At 70.4% G+C, this 18668-nt stretch carries 12 protein-coding genes; 11 read left to right on the top strand and 1 reads right to left on the bottom strand.

Going from position 1 to position 18668, the window contains the following annotated elements:
- Nucleotides 1–4 precede the first annotated feature (4 nt).
- On the top strand, nt 5–559 hold the full coding sequence (locus tag ACFYO0_RS34805; RefSeq protein WP_388684226.1) for a PaaI family thioesterase: 555 nt from the start codon (nt 5–7) through the stop codon (nt 557–559).
- Between the two features lie 7 nt (nt 560–566).
- Here the strand turns inward: ACFYO0_RS34805 and ACFYO0_RS34800 are convergent, their stop codons facing one another.
- Nucleotides 567–1718, bottom strand: a complete 1152-nt coding sequence (locus ACFYO0_RS34800; protein WP_388684223.1) for an acyl-CoA dehydrogenase family protein — start codon at nt 1716–1718, stop codon at nt 567–569.
- A gap of 948 nt (nt 1719–2666) precedes the next feature.
- On the opposite strand from ACFYO0_RS34800, the gene ACFYO0_RS34795 reads away from it, so the two are divergent.
- The 10 genes from ACFYO0_RS34795 to ACFYO0_RS34750 all read left to right on the top strand — a co-directional run bounded on the left by ACFYO0_RS34795 (nt 2667) and on the right by ACFYO0_RS34750 (nt 18668).
- On the top strand, nt 2667–4145 hold the full coding sequence (locus ACFYO0_RS34795; RefSeq protein WP_388684221.1) for a sugar transferase: 1479 nt from the start codon (nt 2667–2669) through the stop codon (nt 4143–4145).
- Nucleotides 4146–4218: 73 nt separating this feature from the next.
- Nucleotides 4219–5544 (top strand): nucleotide sugar dehydrogenase, encoded by a 1326-nt coding sequence (locus tag ACFYO0_RS34790; RefSeq protein WP_388684218.1) that lies wholly within the window; start codon nt 4219–4221, stop codon nt 5542–5544.
- Nucleotides 5534–6814 carry a glycosyltransferase family 4 protein gene (locus tag ACFYO0_RS34785; protein ID WP_388684214.1) on the top strand — a complete coding sequence of 427 codons (1281 nt, stop codon included), beginning with the start codon at nt 5534–5536 and terminating at the stop codon, nt 6812–6814. The genes ACFYO0_RS34790 and ACFYO0_RS34785 overlap by 11 nt, the downstream gene beginning before the upstream one ends.
- Nucleotides 6811–8178: a Wzz/FepE/Etk N-terminal domain-containing protein gene (locus ACFYO0_RS34780; RefSeq protein ID WP_388684212.1), complete on the top strand. Its 1368-nt coding sequence runs from the start codon at nt 6811–6813 to the stop codon at nt 8176–8178. The genes ACFYO0_RS34785 and ACFYO0_RS34780 overlap by 4 nt, the downstream gene beginning before the upstream one ends.
- Nucleotides 8175–9695, top strand: a complete 1521-nt coding sequence (locus ACFYO0_RS34775) for a Wzz/FepE/Etk N-terminal domain-containing protein (RefSeq protein WP_388684209.1) — start codon at nt 8175–8177, stop codon at nt 9693–9695. The genes ACFYO0_RS34780 and ACFYO0_RS34775 overlap by 4 nt, the downstream gene beginning before the upstream one ends.
- Nucleotides 9696–9698: 3 nt before the next feature.
- Nucleotides 9699–11627, top strand: coding sequence for an asparagine synthase (glutamine-hydrolyzing) (gene asnB / locus ACFYO0_RS34770; RefSeq protein WP_388684206.1), 1929 nt, complete (start codon nt 9699–9701; stop codon nt 11625–11627).
- 25 nt (nt 11628–11652) lie between these two features.
- Complete coding sequence (locus ACFYO0_RS34765; protein ID WP_388684203.1) at nt 11653–13860, top strand: bi-domain-containing oxidoreductase; 2208 nt, start codon at nt 11653–11655, stop codon at nt 13858–13860.
- On the top strand, nt 13857–15833 hold the full coding sequence (locus ACFYO0_RS34760) for an alginate lyase family protein (protein ID WP_388684201.1): 1977 nt from the start codon (nt 13857–13859) through the stop codon (nt 15831–15833). The genes ACFYO0_RS34765 and ACFYO0_RS34760 overlap by 4 nt, the downstream gene beginning before the upstream one ends.
- Before the next feature lie 8 nt (nt 15834–15841).
- Entirely contained in the window at nt 15842–17362 is a 1521-nt protein-coding gene (locus tag ACFYO0_RS34755) for a right-handed parallel beta-helix repeat-containing protein (protein WP_388684198.1), read from the top strand.
- Nucleotide 17363: 1 nt separating this feature from the next.
- On the top strand, nt 17364–18668 hold the full coding sequence (locus ACFYO0_RS34750) for an O-antigen ligase domain-containing protein (RefSeq protein WP_388684195.1): 1305 nt from the start codon (nt 17364–17366) through the stop codon (nt 18666–18668).

Genomic DNA, 18668 nt, shown 5'->3' with positions numbered 1-18668 from the left:
GAGCATGACGACGGAAGCCGGCGAAACCGGGGCGACGACGCCGACCGGTCACTGGGCCGGGGCGGACTTCCAGGAGCCGCCCCGCACCCCGGGCGGGGTGGCACTGTGCGGTGCGTGCCGCGTCGCCGGTTCCTGCCGGCTGGGCGTGGAGCGGGAGAGGCTCGACGAGGACGGCGTGGCCTGGTTCGAGCTTGCCTGCCCTCGAGACCAGGAAGGCGGGCCCAATGTCGCGCACGGCGGCTGGACGGCGGCCGTGCTGGACGACTGCCTCGGTCATCTCCCGCTGCTGCACCGGGTGTTGAGTGTGACGGCCGACCTCACCGTGAGCTTCGTGAAGCCGGTGCCTGTTCAGCGGCCGCTGGAGGTCCGGGCCTGGGTCGAGCGGCGCGCGGGCTCACGCTGGTACATCGCGGGCGAGATGGTGCTGCTGCCGACCCGCGCCGTGCTGGCCCGGGCCTCGGGGATATGGGTCACCCGCGACCGGGGCCACTTCGCACGGCACGAGGAGTGGCTGGCTCGGCAGGAGACGGACCAGGACACGGACGGGGAAGGTCAGTAGCCGTCGGTCAGTACGACCGCAGCCCCATGCTGCGGGCGATGCCGTTGCGCTGGATCTGACTGGTCCCCCCGGAGATCGTGGCCACGATGGACTCCCGGTAGCGGAAGCTCATGACGCTCTCCGTCGAGAAGCCGTGCCCTGCGCAGACCTGCATGCCGAGACGGGCAGCCGCCACGTACGTCTCAGAGCCCTTGAGCTTCGCCATAGAGCCCTCCCGTGTGCACGGTTTGCCCTGGGCGAGCAGCCAGGCGGCGCGGTACGCGAGCAGCCGGGCAGAGTCGATCTCGGTCTGCAGGTCCGCCATGGCGTGGGCGAGCGCCTGGAAGTTGCCGATGGGACGGCCGAAGGCGTGCCGGGTGCGCGCGTACTCCAGCATCTCGTCCAGGGTGGCCTGGGCCGCGCCCAGATAACCGCCGGTGATGATCACCTTCTCCAGTTCGATGTTGGACAGCATCACCTTCCAGCCCTCGTCACGCGGGCCGACGAGGTTCTCCTTCGGCACCAGTGCGTCGTTGAAGAAGACCTCGTTGGTGCCCAGGATGTGTCGGGCCAATGTGGGTGTCCGGCGCACCTCGACCCCCTTGGTCGAGGGGTCGACGAGCAGCAGACTGATGCCACTGTGCTTGGGCTCGCGGGGTCCGGTGCGCACGTAGGTCGCGATGGTCGTGTCGGGCAGCCCACCGCCCGTGCACCACGCCTTCTGGCCGCGGACGAGGAAGTGGTCGCCGTGGTCCTCGGCGGTGGTGCGCAGTGCCGCGGCGTCGGACCCGCTGTCCGGCTCGCTGAGGCCGACGGCGAGCCGGTGTCGTCCGGTCATGACCTGCTCGCGGATGAAGTCACGTTGCGCCTCGTTGCCCCACCGGAAGACGGTTATCCCGGGTATGAGGACCCCGATGTAGCACATGGCGACGTCGAAGCTGGCCCTCCCGAGTTCCTCGGCGATCAGGATGAGCTCGAGCGGCCCGCCGCCGTCGCCGCCCTCGTCCTCACGGAACGGAAGCGAGAACCAGCCGAGATCGGCCATGCCGCGGAACAGCTCGGGCGGTACGACGCCCTCCTCGTCCCACTGCTTGGCCTTCTCGGCCGGGCACACGTCGGCGACGAACTGCCGTGCCGTCATGCGCAACAGGTCCTGCTCGTCGGTCAGCCCGAAGTCCACGGCCACTCCTCGCCACCACTCAGCCATTCATCTATCTAATTATTCTATGTTAGCGGATAGAGCGCCAGTGGACGTGGAGTCGCGCCCCCTTGGCCACTGCCGCAGCGTCCAGGCCGACCCGCGCACCCCGATCGCCCTCGACGACCAGGCCGGGCGACCGGTGGAGCCGGACGGACAGACCGGGCGCAGCCTGGAGACTCGGGGCCAGATCAGGTCGAGGACATGCCGCCGAGCACCGACACGACCGAGTCGTGCGCCTCATTGTCCGGGTCGATCGTCCCGCCACCTCGGGCACCCTCAGCGGCACCCCGTAGTACACAAACAGCGGGAAGTCTGCCGAACGGGGGGCCGCAGAAAGCCCACTGCAGCTCGCCGACCACTACCGCGTAGAAGCCGCGCCCGGGAGCCGGGCGAGCTGCTCGAGCGCACGGTGGCGTGAAGACACCCGTAGGCGGTCACCGATCGGTGGATCAAGTCCCAAAGCTTGAACACGAATTACACACATCCCCTCTCCAAAACCGGCACCGATGGTCTAGATTGACCGTGCTTCAGCTGATCGGACACGAGGCGATCAATAAGGATCTAAAGGATCTATAAGTCCGCCACTACGGAAAGCCAGCAGTCGCGTCCCCGGATCCAGACGTGGGGGTAAACCCGAGAGGGGGCTTTGGGTGCGGGGAGCACCCGAGGTTTCGACGGGTTCCCGCGCACCTCGAGACTCCGGCAGGACATGCGAGTCCACTGCCACCAGGGTGGGTTGTTCAAGTAGCGCTGACATGGCCGGGACGTCATGCGCGGGGGGTGGGGGCCTCCCGAGGGAGGAACAGCGCGGCGCGGGAGGCGGGGGCCTCCCGAAGGGAGGGACTGTGCGGGGGGGGGTGGGGGCCTCCCGGGGGGAGGAACCGTGTTGGGCGATCACGTCGTACCACTGGGGACCGGGGGGGTTCTGTGCGGCAGGGGGGAATAGTCGACCCTTTTTCGTCGGCGCGCGGGAGTCTGGCGAACGGGGCAATCAGCCGGCCCGCGATCGACTGGGAGCAGCGGTACCGCCGTACCGTGATCACCAGCGATACCGTGGCCACCGCCTTGGTGGTGGCGGCGATCGGCAACTTCTTCGGGGTCCGGGACGCGGCCAACTGGCACGAGAAGTGGGGAATTCTCGCATTCGGCACCGAGCTGCTGGTGCTCGGAGCGCTTGCGGTGAGCCGGTCGTGGTCTCCGGCCGTGCTCGGCCAGGGCGCCGAGGAATTCCGCCGGCTCGGACGCTCACTGTTCACGGCGACCGTCGTACTGGCGCTCGGCGGGATCGCCCTCACCTCGCGCAACATCAAGCTCTGGATCTTCGTCGCGATCCCCGCGATCGCGCTCGTCACCATGACCGCGCGGTATGTGCTCCGCCTCCGGCTGCACAAACAGCGGAAGGAAGGACGGTGCCTGAGACCGGTGCTCGCTGCCGGGAGCCCGGCCACCGTGCGCGACCTGATCAGCCGAACCCGAAAGTTCCCGCACCTCGGCTGGCGGGTGGACGGGGTGTGCACGACGGACGGTCTCGGGCTCGACGGTGACCACCTGGACGGAGTGCCGGTCGTCGGTCAACTGGCCGACGTCGCCAAGCACGTTCGCCACGACGGCTACCGTGTCGTCGCGGTCACACCGGACCCGCACTGGTCACCGGACCGACTGCAGCGGCTGGCCTGGAATCTCGAAGGCAGCGACGCCGAGATGGTCGTGGCCCCCGTGCTGATGGAGGTGGCCGGCCCGCGGCTGCACGTCGACGCGGTACTCGGGATCCCGCTGCTGCGGGTCAGCATGCCGACCTTCACCGGGGGCCGCCGGGCGATCAAAGGCGTCGTCGATCGGATGTGCGCAGCGATCCTGCTGATGCTGTTCGCGCCGCTGATGCTGTTCGTCGCGCTGCTCGTGATGGTGGACAGTCGTGGTGGGGCGTTCTACCGCCAGCGCAGGGTCGGCAAGGACGGCCGCGAGTTCACCATTCTCAAGTTCCGCACCATGGTCGCCGGGGCTCACGGGGTACGTGCCGACCTGGCCGACCTCAACGAGGGCGCAGGCCTGCTGTTCAAGCTCCGCCGGGATCCACGGGTGACCCGGGTGGGAGCGGTGCTGCGCCGGTACTCGATCGACGAGCTCCCGCAGCTTTTCAACGTGCTCACAGGATCGATGTCGCTCGTCGGTCCGCGGCCTCCGCTACCGGAGGAGACCGCTGCGTACGGCCCGGACATCCGGCGGCGGCTGCTGGTCAAGCCCGGGCTCACCGGCCTGTGGCAGATCAGCGGACGCAGCGACCTGCCGTGGGAGGAGGCGGTCCGCCTCGACCTGCGGTACGTGGAGGACTGGTCGCTCGCCCTGGACGCAGTGATCTTGTGGAAGACGCTGCGTGCGGTGCTCCATGGGCAGGGGGCCTATTGATGCGCGGGGGTCGTCGTCCGACCCGCGCGCGGACCGCAGGCCGCAAGGGCCTGCCTAGGGGGAGGGACGGGTCATGAAGGTCAGCGTTTTCGGGCTCGGCTACGTGGGCTGTGTGTCGGCCGCGTGCCTGGCCAGCATGGGTCACGAGGTCATCGGGGTGGACGTGAACCAGGTGAAGGTCGACCTGGTCAACGACGGCAAGGCCCCGGTGGTCGAGGAGCGGATCGGCGAGCTCATCGCCGAGGTCGTGCGGACCGGAGCGCTACGCGCTACCGACGACGTCCGCGAGGCGATCATGGACAGCGATGTGTCGCTGGTCTGCGTGGGCACGCCGTCGGAGCCCAACGGCAGCCTGTGCACCACGTACTTGGAGCGGGTCACCGAGCAGATCGGCGCCACCCTGGCCGAGGGGGCCAAGCAGGGGGGCCGGCACACCGTGGTGTTCCGCAGCACCATGCTCCCGGGCACCTGCCTGAACCTGCTGGTACCGATCCTGGAGAAATACGTCGGCGGCACGGCCGGGGTGGACATCGGGGTCGCGGTCAACCCGGAGTTCCTGCGCGAGGGCACGAGCGTGCGGGACTTCTTCGACCCGCCCAAGACCGTCGTCGGCGAACTCGACCCGGCAAGCGGCGAGGTGGTGGCGGCGCTGTACGACGGACTGCCCGGCGAGGTGTTCCGGGTTCCGGTCCCGACGGCCGAGGCGATCAAATACGCCGACAACGCGTTCCACGGCCTCAAGATCGGCTTCGCGAACGAGCTGGGCGCGGTGTGCCAGGCGCTCGGGGTGGACTCGCACCAGGTGATGGACGTGTTCCTGGCCGACCGCAAGCTGAACGTCAGCCCCGCCTACCTGCGGCCCGGCTTCGCCTTCGGCGGCTCCTGCCTGCCCAAGGATCTGCGCAGCCTGGTGTACGCGGCGCAGCGGGCCGACGTCTCGGTGCCCATCCTCGCCCACGTGCTGACCTCCAACTCCGACCATCTGCAGCGCGCGGTGGACCTGGTCGAGCGCACCGGCAAGCGCCGGGTGGGCCTGTTCGGGCTGTCCTTCAAACCCGGCACCGACGACCTCCGCGAGAGCCCGCTCGTCGAGCTGGCGGAGAGGCTGCACGGCAAGGGTTACGACCTGCGGATCCACGACGCCAACGTGAGCCTCTCCCGGCTGCTCGGCGCGAACCGCGAGTACATCGAGACCCGGCTGCCGCACCTCGCGCAGCTGCTCGCCGACTCCGTCGACGAGGTGCTCGAGCACTCCGAGGTGTGCCTGGTCGGAACCAGGGATCCGGCCGTGCTGTCGGCGTTGCCCCATGGCGACGCCCCGGTGATCGTCGACCTCATCCACCTTCCCGACGCCGAGGTGCGCCGGGCCGAACCAGGGTACGTGGGCCTTGCTTGGTGACACATCGTTTGATGAAACAGCCGGCGGCGACCGCCCGGACCGGCGCGCGCTGGTCCTGGTGGAGAACCTGTCGGTGCCGTTCGACCGGCGGGTGTGGCAGGAGTGCACGACGCTGCGCGACGCGGGCTGGAAGGTGCACGTCATCTGTCCCCGGGGGGAGAAGCGGGACACGGAGCCGGAGGCGGAGATCGACGGGGTGCGGATCCACCGCTACCCGTTGCGCGCGGCCACCGGAGGACCGGCCGGCTACCTGCGGGAGTACGGATCGGCGTTGTGGCACACGGTCCGGCTGGCCCGCAAGGTCGGCCCGGTCGACGTGGTCCACGCCTGCAACCCGCCCGACCTGCTGTTCCTGCCGGCGCTGTGGCTGAAGCGGCGCGGCGCGCGGTTCGTCTTCGACCAGCACGACCTGGTACCCGAGCTGTACCTCTCGCGGTTCGACCGCGGCAAGGATCTGCTCTACCGCGCCGTGTGCGCGCTGGAACGGCGGACCTACCGGGCCGCGGACGTCGTCCTCGCCACGAACGAGAGCTACCGGAACGTCGCGATGAGCCGTGGCGGTCGGCGGCCGGAGGACGTATTCGTGGTGCGCAGCGCGCCCCAGATCGACCGGTTCCAACCGGTGCCGCCCGAGCCGGAGTTGAAGCGCGGCAAGCCTCATCTGCTGTGCTACCTCGGCGTCATGGGCCCGCAGGACGGCGTCGACTACGCCTTGCGCGCCCTCGCGAAGCTGCGCGACGAGTTCGGGCGGACCGACTGGCACGCGGTGTTCGTCGGCTCCGGCGACGCCTTCGACGCGATGGTGGAGCTGTCCCGACGGCTCGGGCTCTCCGAGCAGGTGCAGTTCACCGGGCGCATACCGGACGCCGACCTGGTGCGCTACCTGTCCACCGCGGACGTGTGTCTTTCCCCCGACCCGCGCAATCCGCTCAACGACGTGTCGACCATGAACAAGGTCCTGGAATACATGGCCATGGGCCGACCGATCGTCTCGTTCGACCTCCGGGAGGCGCGAGTCTCCGCCGGTGACGCCGCTGTCTACGCGCCCGCCAACGACGAGGCCGAATTCGCCAAACTCATCGCGCTGCTTCTTGACGATCCGGAGAAGCGGGCCGGGATGGGCAAGATCGGCCAGGAGCGGATCAGCGGGCAGCTTTCCTGGCGAAACTCGCAGGCGTCGCTGCTCGCCGCGTACGCCGCTGCCTGCCGTGACCACACTCCGGTGTCGGCGAGCGACCAGGTCCGCACAGGGAAGAGGCAGCACCGTTGAGCGAAGACACGATCCGCCTGGCCACGATCGGGCGGATTCTCCGTCGACGGTGGCGGCTTCTCGCCACCGTCGCCGTCGTGGGCGCACTCGTCGGCTACGGCGCCTCGGTGGTTTTCCCGCCGCGGTACACGACGTCGGCATCGGTTCTGCTGCCGGGGCAGTGGGAAGAGCGCGCGCTGCTGACTCAGGTGGATATCGCGACCAGTTCGACGGTGGTCGACCGCGCGGCCGCCAAGCTGGGCTGGACGGGCGTCAGCGCCGCCGAACTGCGGGATCAAGTGAGCGCCAAGGCCGCCGACGGGAACATCGTCAAGATCTCGGGTACGGCCGACACCCCGGAGCGCGCGCAGCAGCTCTCCGACGAGGTGGCCCAGCAGTTCGTCAGATTCGCCGCGCGGATCGCAGGCGGCAGCACCGACTCCGAAGTGGTCACAGGGCCCGAGGCGCTGCGGCAGCAGGTGGAGGAGACCAACCGCCGCATCACCGACCTGGCCAAGGCGGCCGATCCGGGGCGGAGCGTGGAGAGCGTGCAGGCCCGCACCTCGCTCGAGAAGCTGCGCACCGCGCTGGAGGAGGCCATGGCAAAGCTGGACGAGGCCGACCCGACGACCAACATGGCCGGCATGGTCGTCATGGGTCCGGCGGCCCGGCCGACCGGCGAGGCGCCGCCGACGAGAATGCAGCTCATCGTCGCCGGGGCACTGCTGTTCTTCCTGCTCGCGGTCATCGGCCATCTCACGGCCGCACGGGTGAATCGCCGACTGCGCACCGAACCGGAGATCGCCGCGGCGCTGGGCTCGGCGCTCCTCGGCACCGTCGACGTGCCTGATGAACAGCGCGAGCACCGGCCAGAACACCGTGGCCCACGGGCCTCGATCCGCCGGCTCCTCGGCGTCGACACCCGGTGGGACACACCGACCCCGCAGAGGTCCGGCGACGAGGCCGGCAGGCGGATCCGCTACCGGCGGGTGTGCACTCGCCTACGGGACCAACTGCCGGCCCCCCGGCGGCTGCTGGCCGTCGTGCCGGACGGCGACGAGATCGCCCGCCTGGCCGCCCAGCAGCTCGTCGCCGAGGCCAAGGGCGATCCGCTGCTGCGGGTGGTGGAGGTTTCGGTGGACCGGCCGATGGTGCCGGACCGCGGCACCGAGTCCGGTGCCCTGGTCGTCCTCAGCGCGGGCAGCTGGACCACGGAGGAGCTCTCCGGCGTCGCCGAGGCGTGCACGGACGGTGGGCATGAGGTCGTCGGCATCGTCGTCGCCGGCCCGGTCCGGGCCCGTCCCACGCGGTCTGCCGATGATCCTTCGGACAACGCCACCCCGGCGCTCGCGGTTCGCGGCCACGCGACGGGAGGTTCAGAGTGACGACGAGCACGACTTCGGAGTCGTCGGCAGCCACTCCACTCTTCGACCTGCAGGCGCTGGTGGTGTCGGTGCGCAGGCGCCGCCGCCTCTGGAGCTCCATGGCGCTCCTGGGACTGCTGGTCGGCGTGGCTGCGGCGGTCCTGCTGCCGCCGCGGCCGACCGCGGTGACCAAAGTGCTGGTCGCGCACAAGGAGGACCAGCCGAACGACACCGGAACGCTGATCCGCACCGACGTCGCGCTGCTGGGGACCACGCGGATCGCCGGCAAGGCCCTGGAGTCCCTCAAGTCCCCGGAAAAGCCCGAGGACTTCATGGAGGACTACCGGGGTACCGGCCTGACCAACAATCTGCTGCAGATCGAAGTGACGGGTGACAGCGACGCGCAAGCGGTGGCCCGGGCCAAGGCACTGGCCGACGCGTTCGTAGCGGACCATGTGAAGCGGATGCGGGAAACCGCGAAGGCCGAGGCCAAGGCCCTGCTCGACCAGCGTGACCGCATGCGGGACGAACTCGCCCAGGTCAACAAGGAGATCGGAGACCGATCGCCGGAGAGCGACCCGAAAACGTCGGCGAGCATCGAGTCGCTCTTCGCCCGCCGGGCCGAACTCAACTCGCGAATCGCCGACTTCGACCAGCGCGCAGCGGAGGCGCGCACCGGCACACCCAAGATCATCACCGGCACGCAGATCGTGGACGCACCCCGCGCGGTGCGGCACTCCCTGCCCAAGGCCACTGTCACCAATGCCGCGATCGGACTCGTCCTCGGGCTCGTCCTCGGGCTCGCGCTGGCCGCGGTCGGCGCGGTGGTGGCGGACCGCCCCGTACTGCGCCGGGACATAGCGGCGAACCTGGGCGCCTCGGTCATCGCCGAGCTGCCCCGCCGGTCAGGCAAGCTGTGGCAGCGCCGACGGACCCGGGCGGCACGCGAACGGCTCACCGTGACCCTGGCCCGCACCGTGCGCGGCTCCGCGGAACCTGTGTCGCTGCTGGAACTGGGCTGTGCGCGCAGCACGAGCGTGATCGCCCTGAACCTCGCCGGGGCACTGGCGGCGGACGGGCCGGTGGTGATCATCGATGGTCTGCCCGGACCGCAGCTCGCGCGCCGCCGCCAGAAACCAGGAGGCCCGGCCGTGGTCAGCGGCGAACAAGCCGCGGCCGTGTCGCAACAGGAGCGCCGGATCGGTGTCGGCTCGGTCGCGCCCGGCACTGCGTGGACCGACCTGCAGTACCTCGGCACCCAGACCGTGCTCGTCGTGCGTGCCGGGCACGGCAGCGCCGCATGGCTGCACACCGTGGCGCGGCAGCTCGCGGACCAGCGCATTCCGGTGATCGGTGTGGTGCTGATCGACCCCGATCCGCGTGACCGGACCGACGGCACGCTGTGGGACGGGCTGCACACCGCGCTGCGCGGCCGGAACGAGATACCGGTCCGGCAGAACGGCACGGGCGGGCGGCGGACGGAGCGGCTGCCGGTGCGGGCCGCACGGGGCCCGGACAACGACCAGGAGACGCGGTAGGACATGTGTGGCATCGCAGGCACTTACCGATGGCCGGACGGGAAGGTCGTGACCGACCGGCTCACCGATACCCTCGCCCACCGCGGTCCGGACGGGGCGGGCCGGTACGGCCACCCCGTCGGTGACGGCGAAGTACAGCTCGGGCACCGTCGGCTGGCCATCATCGACCTGTCCGAGACCGGCGCCCAGCCGATGGTCTCGGGCGGCCTGGCGCTCACGTACAACGGCGAGCTGTACAACGCGCCCGAGCTGCGTGCCGAGCTGGCAGCCGCCGGGGTGCGCTTCCGCGGTACCTCCGACACCGAAGTGCTCCTTGAGGCCTGGCGGCGCTGGGGCACGGACTGCCTGCCCCGGCTGCGCGGCATGTTCGCGTTCGGGATCTTCGACGAGCGAACCGGTGACCTGGTGCTCGCCCGCGACCAGCTCGGCATCAAGCCACTGTTCCTGCTCCGGCGCGGTGCCGGCCTGGTCTTCGCCTCCGAGCTCAAGGCTCTCGCCGCCGCGACCGGCGGATCGCTGCAGGTGGACCATGCGGCGCTGGTGGCCTCGCTGCTGTACTACTGGGTGCCGGACTCACGCTGCGCGTTCCGCGAAGCGGAGAAGCTGCCGCCGGGGAGCTGGCTGCGGTGCCGGCCTGACGGCCGGGTGGAGCGCGGCCGGTTCTGGAACCTCCGGGACGTCGCCGCCGAGGGCCGGGACCGGGCCCGGGGCGGCGAGCAGCCGGATGTCGCTGCCATCGTCGAGGAGTCGACTCGGCGCCACCTGCTCTCCGACGTACCCGTGGCGACCTTCCTCTCCGGCGGTCTTGACTCCAGCTACCTGACCGCGCTGGCGGCCCGCGACCGACCCGGGATCTCCGCGTACACGATCGGGTTCCGCGCCGAGGACGCCAAGTTCGAGGCGATGCCGGACGATCTGCGCTATGCCCGGCAGGTGGCCGAGCGGTTCGGCGTCGACCTGCACGAGATCGAGATCGCTCCGAACGTGCTCGACCTGCTGCCGCAGATGACCTACCACCTGGACGAGCCGATCGGCGACCCCGCCGCGATCAACACATTCCTGATCTGCTCTGCCGCCCGGGAGGCCGGGGTCAAGGTGATGCTCTCGGGGATGGGCGCCGACGAACTGTTCGCCGGGTACCGCAAGCACCTGGCCAACCTGCTCGCGCTGCGCTACCAGCGCATCCCGCGGCCCCTGCGGCGCGGCCTGTCCAGGGCCGTGGACCGACTGCCGGTCGCAACGGCCAGCCGGGGGTACCGGTCGGTGCGCTTCGCGAAGCGGTTCCTCTCCTTCGCCGATCTGCCGGAGGAGACCGCGTTCCGGCGCAGCTACACCATGTACGACCAGGACGAGCTGCTCGCCCTGGTCGATCCGGACCTGGCCGGGACGGTCGAGGACGTGCTGACCGAGCATGCGGACATCTACCAGGACAACGACCTCGACGACTTCGTCAACCGCATGTGTCTGGGCGACGCCCGGATGTTCCTGCCGGGCCTGAACCTCGCCTACACGGACCGGTCGAGCATGGCCGCGTCGACCGAGGTGCGGGTGCCCTACGTGGACGTCGAGGTGGTCAAGGCGGCGTTCGCCGTGCCCGGCGATCGCAAGATCGTCGGACGACAGGGCAAGGCCGTCCTCAAGGAGGCGGCCACCTCGATCCTGCCCCGGGAGATCGTGTACCGGCCCAAGGGCCTGTTCAGTGCCCCGCTGCGCGCCTGGATGAGCCGGGATCTGGCACCGCTGGTGCGCGAGGTGGTGCACGACGGTGTGCTCGTCAATTCCGGGATCCTGCGCCGCGACGCGCTGGCGCGGATGGTCGCCGAGGACGCCGCCGGGCAGCGGGACTTCTCCAAGCATCTGTGGCATGTGCTGACGCTCGAGTACTGGTATCGCGGCGCGACCTCTGGCTCCGGCCAGAGCCAAGCGGCTTGACGGCGTGAAAACAAGAGGAGCCCGGGTGAAACAGGTTGTACAGAACTACAAGAGCGGCGAGCTGGCGGTGCTCGACGTTCCGGTGCCGGGGTGCAAGCCGGGCGGTGTGCTGGTCCGCAGCGCCTACTCGCTGATATCCACCGGGACCGAGCTCATGAAGGTGTCCGAGGCCGGCATGTCGATGCTGGGCAAGGCCCGCTCCCGTCCGGACCAGGTGGCCAAGGTCATGCAGAGCGTGGCCACCAACGGGGTGCCCGCCACCTACCGCAAGGTGATGGGCAAGCTGGACTCCTACACACCGCTGGGCTACTCGCTGTGCGGGGTGGTCGAGCAGGTCGGCGCCGGCATCGACGACGTGAAGGTCGGCGACCTCGTGGCCTGCGCCGGCAACGAGCACGCGCTGCATGCCGAGCTGAACTGGGTGCCGAAGAACCTCTACGCCCCGGTGCCGGACGGTCTCGCGCCGCGGCACGCGGCCTTCGGCACCGTCGGGTCGATCGCGATGCAGGGCGTCCGCCAGGGCGAGCCACAACTCGGCGAAGTGGCACTGGTCATCGGCCTCGGGCTGATCGGGCAGCTGGTGGTGCAGCTCCTCGCCGCCTCGGGAGTCCGCGTCGTCGGCGTCGACCCCGACCCGGTGCGCTGCGAGCTCGCCGAGCGCCTGGGCGCCGCGGCCTGCGGCGATCCGGCGTCCGCGGCCGTGGAAGCCGCCGTCGCCGAGCTCACCGACGGTCACGGCGTGGACCAGGTGTACCTGGCCGCCGGCGGCGGCAGCAACCAACCCGTCGAGTTGGCCGCCAAGTTGAGCCGGGACCGCGGCCGGGTCGTCGACATCGGCAAGTGCAGCCTGGACCTGCCGTGGAACGCGTACTACGAGAAGGAGCTCGACGTCCGGTTCTCCCGCAGTTACGGCCCCGGGCGCTACGACCCGGAGTACGAGCTCGAGGGGCGGGACTACCCGATCGGCTACGTGCGCTGGACCGAGCGCCGTAACCTGGCGTGCTTCCTCGATCTCCTCGCCCGCGGCAGCGTCGACGTGGAGCCCTTGGTCTCCCACATCGCCGACTTCGATGACGCCGTCGAGACGTACCAGAGCTTGAAGGACGGCGACCTGAAGGCCGTGGCTGTGCTGTTCCGGTACCCCGGCCCCGTTGAACACTCAGCGGAAGCGGGGGAAGCAGGAACCCCGGCGGTGGCCGTGCCCGCGGTGAAGCGACCCAGCGGCGGAGTGTCCACGCCGGCCCGCGCCGCCAAGGTCCCGGTGCGCCTTGCGTTCGTCGGCGCGGGAAACTACGCGACGTCGATGCTGCTGCCGCACCTGGCACAGCGCGACGGCGTCGAGTTGTCCACCGTCGTCACCACGACGGCGCTGTCCGCGGCCAACGCGCAGCGGAAGTTCGGCTTCGCCGAGGCGACCACCGATCTCGACGCCGTGCTCGGCGACAAGTCCATCGACGCGGTGTTCGTGGTCACCCGGCACAGCTCGCACGCCGAACTGACCCGGAGAGCGCTCCTTGCCGGCAAGACGGTGTTCGTGGAGAAGCCCCTGGCCCTCACCGAGGACGAGCTGGCCGGCGTGCTCGCGGCGGTGGAGGAGTCCGGCAACGACCGGCTCCAGGTGGGCTTCAACCGCCGGTTCGCGCCACTGCTGCAGGAGGCCAGTAAGCGGTTCGGCGCCCGGACGGGCCCGGCGAGCCTCCGCTACCTGGTCAACGCGGGCCGGCTGCAGCATGGCAGCTGGTACCTCCAACAGGGCACCGAGGGCTCGCGGTTCGCCGGCGAGGGCGGGCACTTCATCGACACGGCGAGCTGGCTGCTCGCGGCCGACCCGGAATCGGTGTACGCGGCCGCCACGTCCGGCAACGAGGACCTGCAGGTCGTGCTGCGCTACCCGGACGGGTCCACCGCCACCATCAGCTACGTCACCACCGGCGCGCCCAGCTTCCCCAAGGAGACGCTGGACCTTGTCGCGGACGGCAAGGTGCTGCGGCTCGACGACTTCGTCCGGGCCACTGTGTACGACGGCCGCCGCAGGCGGTGGGTCAGCTCGCGGCTGCCCAAGGCCCGGGACAAGGGCCAGAACGCCGAGCTCGCGGCGTTCATCAAGGCCGTGCGGACCGGCGGGCCGATGCCGGTGCCGCTGGAGTCGCTGGTCGCCACCACGGCGGCCACCCTCGCCGTACAGGCCGGCCTGGCCGGCGGCGCGCCGGTGACGTTGGCGAGGGCGCAATGACGATGAGCGCGGGCTGGTACCTGCGGCGGCTCTCCCGGATGGGACCGCGGGAGGTCGGCGGCCGGGTGGGCGACGCGGTGCGCAGGCGGCGGTGGCGGTCGGCGCGGCCGGACTGCCCGAGCGTGACCGACGCCCGGTTCACCGCGGTACTGCCCGCCGGGACGATCGCCGCAATACCTCCGGACGCCGCGAAACGTCTCGTCGCCGAGGCGGACCGGCTGATGTACGGGCACGCCGAGTACTTCGGGGTGGTCCGCGACGACCTGACCGACCCGGACTGGTGGTGCGACCCGAAGACCGGGCGCCGGGCTCCGTGGGGCTATGCCTTCGACGTGCCGTACCGGAACGAGGACGCGGTCGGGGACATCAAGCAGATCTGGGAGCTGTCCCGGCACCAGTACCTCACTCAGCTCGCCGCCGCCTACGCGATCACCGGGAACGACCGGTACGCCGAGCGAGTGGCCGAGCACCTGCGGTCGTGGTGGACGGCCAACCCACCGCTGCGCGGCGTGCACTGGATCAGCGGCATCGAGCTGGGCATCCGACTGCTGTCCTGGGTGTGGATCCGCCGACTGCTCGACGGCTGGCCGGGCGTGGCCGGTCTTTTCGAGGCAAACCCGGTGGCGGTGAACCAGATCTGGCACCACCAGCGCTGGCTGGCCGCCTTCCCCAGCCGGGGATCTTCGGCGAACAACCACGTCATCGCCGAGGCCGCCGGACAGTTCGCAGCGGCCTGCGCGTTCGGGTGGTTCCCCTCCTCGGCGCGCTGGCGGGCCGACGCGCTGCGGTCGCTGGAGCGGCACCTGCGAAGCAACACCTTCCCTTCCGGCCTCAACCGCGAGCTGGCCACCGAGTATCACGGACTTGTGCTGGAACTCGGCCTGGCCGCGGTGGCCGAGGCGGATGCCGCAGGCAGGCCGGTCCCCGCGTCCATCCGGCTGGTGCTGCTGCGGATGACCGACGCGCTCGCGGCAGTCGTGGACAGCTGGCTACGGCCGCCGCGCCAGGGGGACGCGGACGACGGGCACGGTCTGGTCCTGGACGGCGCGGGCACCGACCGCTGGGCCTCTCTGCTGGCCACAGGGGACGCCGTGTTCGGCCGACTCGCCTGGTGGCCGGCGGTGACCGGCACCGATGTGCGCACCCCGCTGCTGGCCGCGCTCATCCGGCCGTACGCGAAAAACGGAACCGCGCCGGCCGTGACCCGCCCGGCAAGCCGACCGGCCCACTTCGCCGACGCGGGCATGACCATCCTGCGCGGTCCGGAGGAGATCTGGTGCCGCTGCGACGGTGGTCCGCACGGCTTCCTGTCCATCGCCGCGCATGCCCACGCGGACGCGCTGTCCGTGGAGGTCCGGCACGACGGGGTCGACGTGCTCGCCGACCCGGGGACGTACTGCTACCACGGGCAGCCCGAGTGGCGGCAGTACTTCCGCTCGACCCTCGGCCACAACACCCTGCAGTTGGACGGCAGTGACCAGTCCGTCTCCGGCGGCCCGTTCCTGTGGACCCGGCATGCCCGCAGCCGCGTCCTGGCCGTGGACACATCCGGCACCTCCGACGGGGGGACGGCCCGTTGGTGCGCCGAGCACGACGGTTACCAGCCCTCCGTGCACCGCCGCCGGGTGGAACTGACCGCCGCGAGCCGGGAGCTGAGGGTCGTCGACGAGGTCCGCGGCCAACACAGCCCGCGCCGGGCCGCGCAGCTGGCGTTCCACCTCGGCCCCGCGATCGCCGCGGACCTGGTGGACAACCGGGCCGTGCTCACTTGGACCCGGGACGGCGAGGACCGCTCCGCGGTGCTCGACCTGCCCGGGCAGCTGAGCTGGCGGGCACATCGCGGCGAGAGTGACCCGCCGCTGGGCTGGTACTCCCCCGGCTTCGGGCGCAAGGAACCCGCCACGACGCTGGTCGGCACCGGCTTCGCCGACGGCGCGGAGGGGTTCGTCACCGTACTCAGGTTCCAGGGCTAGGGGGACATGTGGGGATCAAGTGGCGGCACTGGGCGTTGCCGGTGGTACCGCTGGCGATGGCCCTGCTGGCGGCGACCGGCTGTGAGAGCAAGCCGGACGCGCGGCCGAAGCCGACCGCTGCACCGTCCACGTCCGTGGCCCGGGTGTGCGCCAAGCCCGCGGCCGGGCCGGCGAAGGCGCCGGCGGGCGCGGTGACGGTGGACCCCGCGGTGGTCGGTGACCTGGCTGCGAAGACCAAGAGCAGCCCCCCGAAGACCACGTTCTGGCTTCGACCGGGCAAGCACAGGCTCGCCCCGGACCGCTATGCCCAGGTCATCCCCAAGGAGGGGAACCGCTACCTCGGCGCGCCAGGCGCGGTGCTCGACGGCCGGAAGAAGAACCAGTACGCGTTCGGCGGCAGTGCCGGCAACGTCACCATCCGCTACCTGACCGTGCAGCGTTTCGTCGCGCCGCACGACGAGGGCGTGGTCAACCACGACTCGGCGGACGGGTGGGTGATCGAGCACGCGACGATCCAGTACAACTCCGCCGCCGGGCTGATGGCCGGTGCCCGCCAGCGGGTCCGCGCCAGCTGCCTGCGCGGCAACGGACAGTACGGCATGAACGCGTACAAGGCCGGCGGCTCGCTCCGCGACCTGGTGGTCGAGGGCAACGAGATCGTGGGCAACAACACCGGCGACTGGGAACGGCGGCGGAAGGGCTGCGGCTGCACCGGAGGCATCAAGTTCTGGGCCGTCAACGGCGCCGACGTACGCGGCAACTGGGTGCACGACAACCGCGGAACAGGGTTGTGGGCGGACACCAACAACAACGACTTCCGCATCGAGAGCAATCTGCTCGAGGCCAACGACGGTGCCGCGCTGATCTACGAGACCAGCTACAACGCGGTCATCCGGAAGAACACGATCCGGCGGAACAACTGGGTCGAGGGCCGCAGGGAAGCCGCCCGCGGCGACGACTTCCCGTTCGCGACCCTCTACGTGTCGGAGTCCGGCGGCGAACCACGGATCCGAGCCCGCACGGACAAGATCGAGATCTACCAGAACGTGCTGGAGAACAACTGGTCGGGGATCACCCTGTGGGAAAACGCAGACCGGTTCTGCAACAGCCCGGCCAACACCTCGTCCGGTGACTGCACCTTGCTGGTGCGGGACACCGACCGCTGCGCGAAGCCGGCGATCGCCACCGCCCCGCTCTACGCCGACTGCCGGTGGAAGACCCAGCGGGTGGACATCCACGACAACCGCTTCGTGCTGGACAAGTCCGTCGTCAAGTGCACGGCGAAGTGCGACCGAATGGCGGTGCTGTCCAACTACGGCACCTATCCGGACTGGTCGCCGTACAAGGGCGAGCGGGTGGCTGACGCGATCACCCGCAAGCAGGACAACCGCTGGCACGACAACGTCTACCTCGGTTCATGGAAATTCGTCGCCCATGACCCGAGCCGGGTGCTCGGCTTCAGGCAGTGGCAGGGCAAGACGTACCAGCAGGACAAGGGCAGCACCCTCGGCCCACGGGCCGGTGGTTGAGATGGGCGCGGACCTGCGGCGCGGTGGGCTGCCGGGCGGACCGGACACGGTGGGCACGCGGCCCGGCGCCGAACCGCCTCCTGCCGGCACACCGAAGATCGTCGGGATCGTCTGGGGGTTGCTGATCCTCAACACGCTCGGCTCCACCGGGGCGAAGACCATCATCCCGCTGCCCCGCTCCCTCATCCAGATGGTCACCATGGGGGCGCTGGTCGCCGCGTTCGCGCTGGCGCTCGCAGTCAATCTCCGGCTACGCATCCGAGCGAGCGCCTACGTGTTCCTGCTCACCCTGCTGCTGGTACCGAGCGTGATCTCCAGCGCGAACCTGGAGTCCGGGTACGGCGCGCTGTTCCGCTGCGCCCGGCTGGCTCTGTTCGTCGGCACGCTGTGGCTGCTCAGCCGCTGGTGGGACGGCGGCCTGACGTTCGTCCGGCACCACATCCGGATGTACTTCGCGGTGCTCGGGTCGGTGGCCGCCGGCCTGGTCATCTCACCGGGCGCGGCCCTGCCCGAGATCTACGGCGGACGCCTTGTCGGCGCGTTGTGGCCCCTCACCCCGCCGCAGATCGGACAGTACGCCGCAGTGATCATCGGGCTCACCGTGCTGCTCGTACTGGGCCGCCGGACCGACAGGGCCAGCGCGGCGGTGGTCATCGTGCCGTCACTCGTCCTGCTCGCGTTGACCCATACCCGGACGGCCACGCTGGGCCTGCTCATCGGGCTTGCGCTGGCGATCGGCTCGCTCATCCTGACCAGCGCCGCAGCCCGCCGGTTCTTCACCTGGACGGTGCTGATCGCCACGGTGGCCGCGGTGGGGTTCAGCTCCGCGCTCCAGACGTGGTTCCTGCGCGGACAGAGCCAGGAGAACTTCTCCAACCTCACCGGTCGGGCCAAGGTCTGGGAGGCCCTGCTGGCAGCGCCCAGGACGACCGCTGACAAGTTGTTCGGCATGGGCCTGGGCGACAAGTCGTTCGGCGGGCTGCCGATCGACAACAGCTGGCTGGCCGTTTACCAGGAACAGGGTCTGATCGGCGTCGCCCTGGTGGCGACGATCATCATCGTCCTCGCCGGCGTCGCGCTGCTGCGGCCACCGTCGCTGTCGAGGGCCTGCGCGATCTTCCTGATCAGCTACTGCGCGATCGCGTCGTACACCGAGGCCGGGCTTGGCGACGCCTCGCCGTATCTGCTGCACCTGGCCCTGGCTGCCTCGCTTCTCGCGGCACCTGCCACGGCCACGCCCCTGTCGACGCCCGATGTCCCTCGACGACGCATCCCGCGCTGGGCCCTGAGATCGGAGGTGACCTGA

It is taken from the genome of Streptomyces sp. NPDC006365 (assembly GCF_042870755.1).
GTDB lineage: Bacteria > Actinomycetota > Actinomycetes > Streptomycetales > Streptomycetaceae > Streptomyces > Streptomyces xiangluensis.
This window is presented reverse-complemented; position numbering and strand designations above follow the sequence as displayed.

What these genes read in the sequence shown, in the direction of transcription:
- ACFYO0_RS34760 (WP_388684201.1), top strand. Translation starts at nt 13,857, where the DNA reads ATGACGATGAGCGCGGGCTGGTACCTGCGGCGGCTCTCCCGGATGGGA.
- asnB (WP_388684206.1), top strand. Translation starts at nt 9,699, where the DNA reads ATGTGTGGCATCGCAGGCACTTACCGATGGCCGGACGGGAAGGTCGTG.
- ACFYO0_RS34790 (WP_388684218.1), top strand. Translation starts at nt 4,219, where the DNA reads ATGAAGGTCAGCGTTTTCGGGCTCGGCTACGTGGGCTGTGTGTCGGCC.
- ACFYO0_RS34750 (WP_388684195.1), top strand. Translation starts at nt 17,364, where the DNA reads ATGGGCGCGGACCTGCGGCGCGGTGGGCTGCCGGGCGGACCGGACACG.
- ACFYO0_RS34805 (WP_388684226.1), top strand. Translation starts at nt 5, where the DNA reads ATGACGACGGAAGCCGGCGAAACCGGGGCGACGACGCCGACCGGTCAC.